This window comes from Acinetobacter sp. UBA3132, from assembly GCF_002364825.1.
Lineage (GTDB): Bacteria > Pseudomonadota > Gammaproteobacteria > Pseudomonadales > Moraxellaceae > Acinetobacter > Acinetobacter schindleri.
Genome location: NZ_DEZM01000231.1, coordinates 1 through 5,046 on the forward strand (window position 1 = coordinate 1; position 5,046 = coordinate 5,046).

The 5,046-nt window shown below is 43.2% G+C and carries 6 protein-coding genes; 5 read left to right on the forward strand and 1 reads right to left on the reverse strand.

The features are described from left to right. On the forward strand, positions 1-723 hold a 723-nt coding region (locus B4033_RS12855), incomplete at its 5' end, for an aminotransferase class I/II-fold pyridoxal phosphate-dependent enzyme (protein WP_286834544.1). A gap of 244 nt (positions 724-967) precedes the next feature. Here the strand turns inward: B4033_RS12855 and B4033_RS12860 are convergent. Continuing rightward, positions 968-1,789, reverse strand: a complete 822-nt coding sequence (locus B4033_RS12860; protein ID WP_286834546.1) for an IclR family transcriptional regulator — start codon at positions 1,787-1,789, stop codon at positions 968-970. A gap of 188 nt (positions 1,790-1,977) precedes the next feature. Between B4033_RS12860 and fahA the strand changes: the two genes are divergently transcribed. The 4 genes from fahA to B4033_RS12880 form a co-directional block, all read left to right on the forward strand. Beyond that, a complete protein-coding gene (gene fahA / locus B4033_RS12865; RefSeq protein ID WP_286834548.1) occupies positions 1,978-3,261 on the forward strand; it encodes a fumarylacetoacetase in 1,284 nt (427 codons plus the stop codon). Positions 3,262-3,281: 20 nt separating this feature from the next. After that, positions 3,282-3,920 (forward strand): maleylacetoacetate isomerase, encoded by a 639-nt coding sequence (gene maiA / locus B4033_RS12870; protein WP_286834550.1) that lies wholly within the window; start codon positions 3,282-3,284, stop codon positions 3,918-3,920. 20 nt (positions 3,921-3,940) lie between these two features. Beyond that, entirely contained in the window at positions 3,941-4,516 is a 576-nt protein-coding gene (locus tag B4033_RS12875) for a VOC family protein (RefSeq protein WP_286834551.1), read from the forward strand. Positions 4,517-4,539: 23 nt separating this feature from the next. After that, positions 4,540-5,046: CoA transferase subunit A (locus tag B4033_RS12880; RefSeq protein WP_286834553.1), on the forward strand; the 507-nt coding region annotated here is incomplete at its 3' end.

Here is a 5,046-nt window from a genome sequence, read left to right on the forward strand (position 1 = left end):
CAGCTGCCCGCTCAAAGTATTGTGTTATTACATCCATGTTGTCATAACCCGACCGGGGCCGACTTACAGCCGCATGAGTGGGATCAAGTCATTGAAGTTTTAAAAGCCCAATCTTTAATTCCTTTCCTGGATATGGCGTATCAAGGTTTTGGTCAAGGGTTGGAACAGGATGCTTATGCCATCCGTGCACTCGATCAGGCCGGTATGAATTTTATCGTCAGCCATTCATTTTCCAAAATCTTCTCTTTATACGGAGAACGTATTGGTAGCTTAAGTTTCGTCTGTGATGATTCCACCAGTGCGCAAAATGTTTTAGGGCAGTTAAAAGCTACAGTTCGCCGGATTTATTCAAGTCCAGCGGCCAATGGCGCTCTATTGGTCAGTCAGGTGTTAAATGATCCTGAACTGTTTAAGCAATGGCAAACTGAAGTTGAAGAAATGCGCCAGCGTATTTTACGCATGCGTGGCTTACTCAAAGCAAAATTATCCGAGGCGCTACCGGAGCTGGATTTTACTTACCTGACCCAGCAGCAAGGCATGTTTAGTTATACCGGCCTCACTGCTGATCAGGTGGATCTGTTAAAACAGCATCACGGGATTTATCTGGTTCGTAGTGGCCGGATGTGTACGGCGGGCCTGAACCTAAGCAATATTGATTATGTTGCCGAGTCGATGGCAGCTGTGATTAAAATGCAAAGTGAAGCTGAACCGTTGATTGCTTAGAAATAATTAAGTTGTTAGAAGCCTTCTAATTCTAATATTGGAAGGCTTTTTTATGGATCTTGCTTTATTCTTTTTTTAAATTAAAAGCGAGTGATCATCTTGGTTTTGTGTTGCAAAAATAAAATCATTTTTAATCCTATTTAGCGATCAAAATCTTGATAAAAAAAGATCCAATCCCTGAATCAGATCTGGATCTGTGAAATAAGTTCAGGTTTAGAAAACTTATCTGCAATAAATGAAAGTTTTAGACAGTAACCTCTGGATTAAACAAGCCATCAATCTGTTTTTGGATTCCAAGCAGATAATCAATAGCTTCTTGCATCTGGTCTGCTGGCAACTGGTCTTCGGTACCAATACAAGTAATTACATGATCGAGCTGGCGACTAAAGCTAAACACTGGAATTGCCACGGCATGGATGCCTGCCATCATATCGCCAGTGACTGAGGCATAGCCCTGCTGTAGAATTTTCTCTTTAAGTTGCGAGAATTCTTTCCAGTTCGCAGGATATTGATCTGCTTTAGCGCTACTCGCCCACTCTTTTTCCAGCAAAGGCTTGATGATGTGTTCTGGCTGAAGGCAGGCATGTAAACGACCAGTTGCCGACTTTAGTAAAGGCATACGTGAGCCGACCCGGGTAATGATATTAAATACGTGGTTAGATTCAAGTGACTGAACCACGACGGCACCATCGGCAAACCATTTACTGACATGAATACTGCAATTTAAATGCTGCTGAATCTGCATAATATATTTTTGGGTTAATTCCAGCATATCGGTACGTTTTAAGGCATTGACGCCAAATGCATGAGCTCGCTCACCCAAGCTATAACGTCCATCACTGAGCTGCTGGGCATAACCTTTACGTATCAGACTCACCACATAACGATGTACTTTTGCAGGATGCATGGACAGGACTTCTGACAGCTCTTTTAACATCATCGGTGCATTATGTTCAGTCAATGCATCGAGTACAGTTAATCCTACTTCTAGAGACTGTACTCCTCCCTGTAATTTTTCTTCCTCAACGCTCATCGTTTCATCCTGCATATACGCATTAATTTTCATGACTCTATAAAACCATTGTACTACTGAAATCAAAAATCTTGCTCAGCCAAATCTGATCCCAGATTCAGATCATATCCACATTTTAACAAATTTACATTATTCATAATCAAATTATTTATTGCGTAATTTAAAAATATAAGTATGATTCTGTATAGCACTTAAATTTTCCACGGAAAGGATTCATATTTATGACGACGCGTCTAAAGTCATTTGTCGACATCGCTCCTGATTCAGATTTCCCTTTAGAAAACTTGCCTTACGGTATTTTCAGTGATAAGCAAAACACCCAACCACGTGCTGGGGTGGCACTTGGAGAATGGGTGGTTGATCTAGCAGCATTGGAAGCAAAGGGTTATTTAAAGCTAAAAGAAGGTCAGCAATTTTTTAATCAGCCAACCTTGAATGCTTTTATTGAGTCGGGTAAAGCCAACTGGTCTAAAGTACGTACGGAATTACAAAAGTTACTCTCAGCCGATCATGCTGAATTGCGTGACAACAAAGAGCTACGTGATCAGGTTTTCTTTAAACAGTCAGACGTCACAATGCATCTACCGGTGCATATCCCGGGCTATACCGATTTCTATTCCTCAAAAGAACATGCCACCAATGTCGGCTGTATGTTCCGCGATCCAAAAAATGCCCTGTTAGCCAACTGGTCAGAGCTGCCAGTCGGTTATAACGGCCGTGCCAGCTCCGTAATTGTTAGCGGTACAGAAATCGTGCGTCCATCCGGACAGATCAAATTACCGGATTCTGAACGTCCAGTCTTTTCTGCATGCCGCAAACTCGACTTCGAACTGGAAACCGGTTTTATTATTGGCAAGCCAAATCATCTAGGTAAGCCAATTGCAATTGAAAATGCCTGGGACCATATTTTTGGTATGGTGCTATTTAATGACTGGTCGGCGCGCGATTTGCAGCAATGGGAATATGTGCCCCTAGGTCCATTCAATGCCAAAACTTTCGCTTCTTCGATCTCGCCATGGGTCGTCACTTTGGAAGCACTTGAACCGTTTAAAACCAGTTCACCAGTTCAAGATCCCAAACCTCTGACTTATCTGCGTGAAGACAACAGTAGCAATAGCTATGACATCAATCTGTCTGTCGAGATCCAGCCTGAACATTCAGATCAAGCAGATGTGATCTGTAAGACCAATTTTAAATATATGTACTGGTCAATGGCACAGCAGCTAGCTCATCACACCATAGCAGGCTGTAATGTACAGGTTGGTGATCTGATGGGTTCAGGCACGATTTCCGGCTCTACGCCAGACTCTTATGGTTCATTACTGGAAATTACCTGGAATGCCACCAAGCCACTTACCTTGTCGAATGGTGAACAGCGCACTTTCATTCAGGACGGCGACACCGTAATCATGAAAGGTCATTGTGAAAAAGATGGCCTTCGTATCGGTTTCGGTGCTGTGAGCGGCAAAATCTTGCCAGCAATTGATTTCGGTTTTACTGAATAGTCCGAGGTGAAATCATAACCATGCAACTGTATACCTATTTTCGGAGTTCAGCCGCTTACCGGGTTCGTATTGCACTCAACCTGAAAGGACTCGAAGCAGAACATATCCCGATTCATCTGGTGAACAATGGCGGCGAACAGCATAGTGAAACGTTTCGCCGGGTTAATCCAAATGAGCTGGTCCCTGCCTTAATTGAAGATGATTTCACGCTGACCCAGTCGCTCAGCATGATTGAATATCTGGAAGAAAAATTTCCAGAAACTCCCCTGTTGCCCAAGAATTTGCAACAGCGTGCGCTGATTCGGGCCTTCAGTCTGAATATTACTTGTGACATTCATCCATTAAATAACCTGCGTGTACTTCAATATCTCAGTAAAACCCTGAATGCCAGCGATGAACAGAAAACCGAATGGTACAGACACTGGGTCATTACGGGCTTAAAAGCACTTGAAGCTCAATTAACTTATTCAAATGGACAATTCTGTTTTGGAGATCAGCCGAGCCTTGCAGATTGCTGTCTGATTCCACAAGTATATAACGCCAAACGTTTCAATATCGATCTTTCAGATTTCCCAAAAATTGAATCGATTTATACCCATTGCAATTCACTGGACGCTTTTCAAAAGGCTGCACCCGAAGCACAACTGGATGCAGCATAAGAACATATAAGGATATAACCATGACTATTCAAATCGAAAAAATTCACCATGTCGCCTACCGCTGTAAAGATGCCAAAGAAACCGTAGAGTGGTACAAAAAAAATCTGAATATGGACTTTATTCTGGCTTTTGCCGAGGATCATGTGCCATCTACCAAGGCTTTCGACCCGTATATGCATCTGTTTCTGGACGCAGGTAATGGCAATGTCTTGGCCTTCTTTGAACTGCCAACTCAACCGGAAATGGGCCGTGATGAAAATACCCCGAAATGGGTACAGCACATTGCCTTAAAAGTGAAGGATCGTCAGGCATTAGTTCAGGCCAAAGAACATCTGGAAGCCAATGGCGTGGATGTACTGGGCATTACCAATCATGGCATTTTCCATTCGATTTACTTCTTCGATCCAAATGGTCATCGTCTGGAACTGGCTTATGATGATGAAAAAGCACACCAGAAAATTGCCATGATTACCGAAGCAATGAAGTATGACATGCTGGAACAATGGAGCAAAACCAAACGCGCGCCTCCACATACACACTTCTTGCATGCGGATGAATTAGACCAGAGCGCTCGCGAAGCCAAGATGGATGCTTAAATTTTTAAAGGAAGGGATTTCTGATGAATAAAGTCGTTGTGAATGCTCAGGAAGCTTTAGCGGATATCGTGGCAGATCATCAAACACTGGCTGTCGGTGGATTTGGTTTATGCGGCATTCCTGAAGCACTCATAGAAGCCTTAAAAAATACCGGTGTCACCGGCCTGACCTGTATTTCTAATAATGCAGGGGTGGATGACTTTGGTTTGGGTAAATTGTTGCGGACCAAGCAGATCAAAAAAATGATTTCTTCTTATGTCGGTGAAAATAAGGAATTTGAACGTCAATATTTAAATGGTGAGCTGGAGGTAGAGCTGACGCCCCAAGGCACACTGGCAGAAAAACTGCGTGCGGGTGGTGCTGGAATTCCCGCTTTCTACACCCAAACCGGTGTCGGCACATTGGTTGCTGAAGGCAAAGAAGTCCGTGAATTTGAGGGTAAAGAATTTATCCTGGAAAAGTCATTAACCGCAGATGTGGCACTGGTCAAAGCCTATAAAGCAGATAAGGCCGGCAACCTGGTCTTCCGT